The organism is Methylobacter svalbardensis (assembly GCF_037671525.1).
Classification (GTDB): domain Bacteria; phylum Pseudomonadota; class Gammaproteobacteria; order Methylococcales; family Methylomonadaceae; genus Methylobacter_A; species Methylobacter_A svalbardensis.
The window spans coordinates 595-6,456 of record NZ_JAWPOH010000108.1 but is presented as its reverse complement, the minus strand read 5'-3'; the positions used below and the strand labels follow the sequence as shown (position 1 = coordinate 6,456).

The following is a 5,862-nucleotide window of genomic DNA, read 5'->3' as shown; positions in this document are numbered from 1 at the left end:
CTTTCAAGACGTATATGCAAGATGCCAGTAAAGTTTTGTGTGTCATGAAGAAAATGCGTGAAGATTTCGCAATCCCTGCGTGAATTTTACTGTAGTGGCTTGGAAATTATTTACCTGAGAAACTATAGAGGGGTTTATATCGATCGAATTTTAACCAGGTAATCCAGTATCCTGCTTTGAAACTGGCTGTCGGCTAACGACCCCTTTGAGACATTCGGATATGGATTTAAGTTTCCCCAAACCTGCCATTCGCGAAGTTTAGCAAACGGCAAGAAGGCAGGCAGCTACAACATTAGACAGTTCGTGTCCTTTTGTCTAATGTCTCTTATCGACTGTTAACGAACCACACAGCGTAATCATCCAATAGTTGATAATTGACTGATTTTTCATCAATCGCTTTGATTTCCGCAAGACCAAGATAGAACTCTTTACCATCAGATGTTCGTCGTACCAGACCAGTTATATCTTCGTAACCATACATCATCCACTCGGAAATTGATTCTCTTTCAATAGAAAGTAACTCAAAAATGTCTTTATATGAAGGTTGGTTTTTACGAAGTTGTTCGTATTCCTTGCGATTACCAGAACCGATTACATAGCGTTCTTCCCAACGGAAATCTTCGATTCCAGTTATGTTACACGGAAGCTGTAATGATGCTTTGAGGTGATTGTAGAATTTATCAACACAGCCTTCGAAGTCAATTTCATCTTCTTCATCGCCGACAATTTCCTTAATGCGAATGTCTTGTGCATCAAATTGAGTCATAAAGTAAATATTCCTTGTTTCTGGATATTTCAAGAATTTCCAATATTAACACAAATGTTTTTAGTCCTATATTTGACATTAGACAGTTTGAGCCAAAATGTCTAATGTTCAAAACAGTACCCCTTGATTTTAATGGCTTTCAAGGGTATCAAAATGCCAAAACAGTAGACAATACGATAACACTATCTGAATTAATAGCATATTGCCCACCTTCATTCCTACATATTCATCGCCATAAAGCGGCCAGTCGTGAATGTCTCTTGATGGCCGACGGCTGTCTGTGAAAAAACAAACAGACGGGGTCAAAACAGACGGGGTCAGGTCTTTGATTGGTCTTTGATTTATGATGCTTGCTCTGTTAAGCTTGTGGAAAAGTAACAGGAGAGCGGAGATGGCGAGACCTCTTAGACTTGAGTTTGCGGGTGCGTTATACCACGTTACTTCACGGGGTAATCGCCAGGAAGTAATTTATGAACTGAACACAGACAGAGAAAAATTTTTAACTGTCATGTCTGATGTCTGTGAACGTTATAATTGGGTGTGTCATGCCTACTGTTTGATGGATAACCACTATCACTTATTAGTTGAAACACCAGATGCCAACCTTTCCAAAGGGATGCGCCAGCTCAACGGAATGTATACGCAGATTTTTAATCGCGCACATCACCGTGTTGGACATGTTTTTCAAGGGCGGTATAAAGCAATCTTGATCGATAAGGATAGCTATTTACTGGAACTATCCAGATACATAGTACTTAATCCTGTACGAGCCAGGATGGTGCGTTCTGCGGAAGAATGGCCATGGAGTAGTTATCTGGCAACGGTGGGACAACAAGCCAAGCCGAGTTGGTTGAATACGGAATGGTTGTTAGCCGGGTTTGGTCAGCAGAAATCAAAAGCTATCGAAGCTTACAAATGCTTCGTTAGTGCGGGCAAAGGCCAGCCATCGCCGTGGGAACAATTGAAAAATCAAATATTTTTGGGCGATGAAAAATTTGTGGGGTCAATGCAAGGTCTGATAAATGTTGATAAGCAGCTAAGTGAGATCCCAATTTCACAGCGCAGGGCGGTGCCGAAAGAGTTGTTTTATTATGCTGAGAAGTACAAGATACGAAATGAAGCTATTATATCTGCTTATGCGGGCGGTGGTTATAGCTTGAAAGAGATAGGCGATTATTTTGATTTACACTATTCGACAGTAAGTGGGATTATTAAGAATCATAAATCAAAGACCTGACCCCGTCAGTTTGACCCCGTCAGTTTATGACCCCGTCAGTTTTGACCCCGTCCGTTTCGTGACCCCGTCCGTTTCGCAACTTTCCCACACTCTCGAATCTCGCGCCCACGAAGTCCACAGGTTCAATAACAGGTTGTGTAGATATGGAAATTGAACCGTACAAAAAAGGTCAAATTTTGCTTGAGGTTTTGTTTGGCCTATTGACACCGGCAGGCTAATGGGTGACCCCTTCCGTCTCTAGCTTGGCAATTACCGGTCGATGGGTGAGACTGCATCGGGATGATCAATTTTTGCGCAAGACTGAAGATGCTTTGCGATTAAATATCAAGAAAATCTAGGAGCCTTTATGAAAATCAAACCGGCAGATATGCAATCAGATCTTACGCCATCAGATATTAACCGCCGCCGGTTTATGCAGATGGCCGGAGCAGGATTATTTGTCACAGGATTTGGCACAGCGTTACCGCTTCCGGCGTGGGCGAAAACCGCTGCGCTCGGGCTGCGTGAAACAGAAATCAATACTCGTTATGATCTGAATATTGGTTATTCACCCGTCGTTATTGATGGGCGCAAAGCCACCTCCACAGGTATTAACGGCACAATGCCGGGGCCATTGCTTCGGTTGCGCGAGGGTGACATAGTCAATCTGAATGTCACGAATGGATTGGATGTTGATAGCTCGATTCATTGGCATGGCATTATTTTGCCGCCCAATATGGACGGCGTGCCGGGGCTTAGCTTCAGAGGCATCGCACCAGGTGATACGTACCATTATAAATATCGCTTAGAGCAAGCCGGAACTTACTGGTATCACAGCCATTCAAGATTTCAGGAACAAACCGGCACTTATGGCCCGTTGATTATTGATCCTAAAACGCCGGAACCGTTTGCTTATGATCGTGAGCATGTGGTGCTGTTATCGGACTGGTCGTTTGAGAGTCCGGAGACCATTTTCCGCAACATCAATCTTGCGGGTGGGTATTATAATTATCAGAAACGCACCGTGTTTGATTATGCGGATGACATTGCTGATAAAGGCTTTGATGAAGCGACTAAGAACTGGATGGCATGGGGCAGAATGCGGATGTCACCTGTTGATTTGCTGGATGTTACCGGTTCCACTTACACGTATCTGATGAACGGGAATTCGCCGGATATGAACTGGACGGGGATTTTTAAGCCCGGTGAGACCGTACGCCTGCGTTTTATCAACAGTGCCGCGATGACTAATTTTGATGTGCGGATTCCGGGCCTGGATATGACCGTAGTGATGGTCGATGGCAAAAGAGTAAAGCCCGTGACATTCCATGAATTCCGCATCGGTGTCGCGGAAACCTACGATGTGCTGGTGACCCCTCGCGCCGACAAAGCCTTTACCATCTTTGCCGAATCTTTGAATCGTAGCGGCCATGCACGCGGCACACTTGCGCCAGAAGCTGGCATGAGTGCAGAGATACCGGTACGGCGGAAACGTCCGGTCAGGACACTCGAAGCAATCGGTATGGGCGGTATGGATGCGACTTTCTTTGGTGGCGGCATTTCAGGAATGAAAGAGCACGATAAAAAAATGAAGGATCGTAGCAAAATGAATATGGGTGATCCACACGTGCCGGGTCCAAAAGGCCCCACTCCCTTTAAGCCAGACAAGAACAACACCAACGTAGCGATGGTTATTATGAGCCCGCGAGATCGGTTGGCCGAGCCGGGCATTGGACTCGGTGATGATGGCTGGAAAGTGCTCACCTATAAAGATCTCAAATCAAACGAACCACAACCTTACAAGGATGCCGTAGATCGCGAGATGACCATCAATATCACCGCCAATATGGAACGTTATATGTTCTCATTCGATGGCAAAAAATTTACCGAGCATGATGGACCTTATATGTTTAAGCATAATGAGCGTTTACGTCTGTGGCTGGTTAATCACACCATGATGGAGCACCCTATTCACCTGCATGGCATGTGGATGCAACTGGAAAATGGCGGGAGCAATGATGAAATCCCGTATAAGCACACTATTTTAGTGAAACCGGGAGAAAAGCTATCGGTGAAGATCACACCTATAGAAAAAGGCGACTGGGCGTTCCATTGTCATCTTTTATATCACTTGGAAGGTGGCATGTTTCAGGTCATGCGAGTCGCTTAGGAAAAAATATTATGAAGTACTATATCGTATTTTTAACACTGCTGATCGTTCTACCTTTTGCTACGAATGCACAACAGATGGATCATTCCAACATGGATACCATACCGATGGAATCAGGCTCGTCTGCAGGTGATGTTACCTTTGACAAGGAAATCAGCACCTATAAACGTGGGCCAGATGACCAGCCTGCCTTAAATTATGGCTCTATCCCCATACATGATAATGAATTATTTTATATCTTACGTGCCAATCGCTTTGAGAAGCGTTTTCAGAATGGCGATGAGATGGTGTTATGGGATACAACTGGATGGATCGGTGATGATTATAATAAGCTCTATCTCAAATCTGAAGGTGACTATAATACGAGCGCCGGAAAATTTGAATCTAATCGTGGCGAGCTATTATATAGCCGCAATATTTCCTCGTTTTGGGATGTGCAGACTGGGCTACGCCATGATTTTATCAAAAATAAGGATGATCGAAACTTTGCAGTTTTTAGCTTATATGGTTTGGCGCGATATTGGTTTGAAGTGGATGCCAGTACCTATGTTAGTGATCGAGGGGATATTTCCGCGCGAATAGAAGCCGAATTTGATTTATTGCTAACCCAGCGGCTTATCCTCCAGCCACGCTTTGAAACCGAGTTGGCGTTGCAAAATGTACGGGAATATAACATTGGCTCTGGCATAAACTCCGTCGAATTCGGGGCGCGGCTTCGTTATGAAATACGCCGTGAATTTGCTCCGTATATTGGTGTTGAGTGGTCACAAAACCTTGGTGCAACCAAGAATATGCTAGAAGCTGCCGGCAAAGACACCAGTAAAGCCGCGATTGTTGTCGGTTTGAAGTTGTGGTTTTAAGCTATACTTCGCACGGCCACATTTAGGGTTTTCTAACTTGCTCTTTTGTCCGATAGCACAAACAGAGGGGGTCATAAAACAGAGGGTAAAACAGAGGGGGTCAGGTCTTTGATTTATGATGCTTGCTCTGTTAAGCTTGTGGAAAGTAAAACAGGAGAGCGGAGATGGCGAGACCTCTTAGACTTGAGTTTGCGGGTGCGTTATACCACGTTACTTCACGGGGTAATCGCCAGGAAGTAATTTATGAACTGAACACAGACAGAGAAAAATTTTTAACTGTCATGTCTGATGTCTGTGAACGTTATAATTGGGTGTGTCATGCCTACTGTTTGATGGATAACCACTATCACTTATTAGTTGAAACACCAGATGCCAACCTTTCCAAAGGGATGCGCCAGCTCAACGGAATGTATACGCAGATTTTTAATCGCGCACATCACCGTGTTGGACATGTTTTTCAAGGGCGGTATAAAGCAATCTTGATCGATAAGGATAGCTATTTACTGGAACTATCCAGATACATAGTACTTAATCCTGTACGAGCCAGGATGGTGCGTTCTGCGGAAGAATGGCCATGGAGTAGTTATCTGGCAACGGTGGGACAACAAGCCAAGCCGAGTTGGTTGAATACGGAATGGTTGTTAGCCGGGTTTGGTCAGCAGAAATCAAAAGCTATCGAAGCTTACAAATGCTTCGTTAGTGCGGGCAAAGGCCAGCCATCGCCGTGGGAACAATTGAAAAATCAAATATTTTTGGGCGATGAAAAATTTGTGGGGTCAATGCAAGGTCTGATAAATGTTGATAAGCAGCTAAGTGAGATCCCAATTTCACAGCGCAGGGCGGTGCCGAA

The 5,862-nt window shown here is 44.4% G+C and carries 5 protein-coding genes; 4 read left to right on the top strand and 1 reads right to left on the bottom strand.

Features of this window, described 5'->3' with window-relative positions:
• Positions 1-325: 325 nt before the first annotated feature.
• Entirely contained in the window at positions 326-766 is a 441-nt protein-coding gene (locus RW114_RS19475) for a hypothetical protein (RefSeq protein ID WP_340124404.1), read from the bottom strand.
• Positions 767-1,157: 391 nt separating this feature from the next.
• Between RW114_RS19475 and RW114_RS19470 the strand changes: the two genes are divergently transcribed.
• The 4 genes from RW114_RS19470 to RW114_RS19455 form a co-directional block, all read left to right on the top strand.
• Positions 1,158-2,003 (top strand): REP-associated tyrosine transposase, encoded by an 846-nt coding sequence (locus RW114_RS19470; protein ID WP_340124403.1) that lies wholly within the window; start codon positions 1,158-1,160, stop codon positions 2,001-2,003.
• A 346-nt stretch (positions 2,004-2,349) separates the two neighbouring features.
• Complete coding sequence (locus RW114_RS19465) at positions 2,350-4,152, top strand: copper resistance system multicopper oxidase (RefSeq protein ID WP_340124402.1); 1,803 nt, start codon at positions 2,350-2,352, stop codon at positions 4,150-4,152.
• Between the two features lie 11 nt (positions 4,153-4,163).
• The gene (locus RW114_RS19460) at positions 4,164-5,012 is read left to right on the top strand and encodes a copper resistance protein B (protein ID WP_340124401.1); all 849 of its coding nucleotides are present in this window, start codon (positions 4,164-4,166) and stop codon (positions 5,010-5,012) included.
• Positions 5,013-5,176: 164 nt separating this feature from the next.
• On the top strand, positions 5,177-5,862 hold a 686-nt coding region (locus tag RW114_RS19455), incomplete at its 3' end, for an REP-associated tyrosine transposase (RefSeq protein WP_340124400.1).

What these genes read in the sequence shown, in the direction of transcription:
- RW114_RS19460 (WP_340124401.1), top strand. Translation starts at nt 4,164, where the DNA reads ATGAAGTACTATATCGTATTTTTAACACTGCTGATCGTTCTACCTTTT.
- RW114_RS19470 (WP_340124403.1), top strand. Translation starts at nt 1,158, where the DNA reads ATGGCGAGACCTCTTAGACTTGAGTTTGCGGGTGCGTTATACCACGTT.
- RW114_RS19465 (WP_340124402.1), top strand. Translation starts at nt 2,350, where the DNA reads ATGAAAATCAAACCGGCAGATATGCAATCAGATCTTACGCCATCAGAT.
- RW114_RS19475 (WP_340124404.1), bottom strand. Translation starts at nt 766, where the DNA reads ATGACTCAATTTGATGCACAAGACATTCGCATTAAGGAAATTGTCGGC.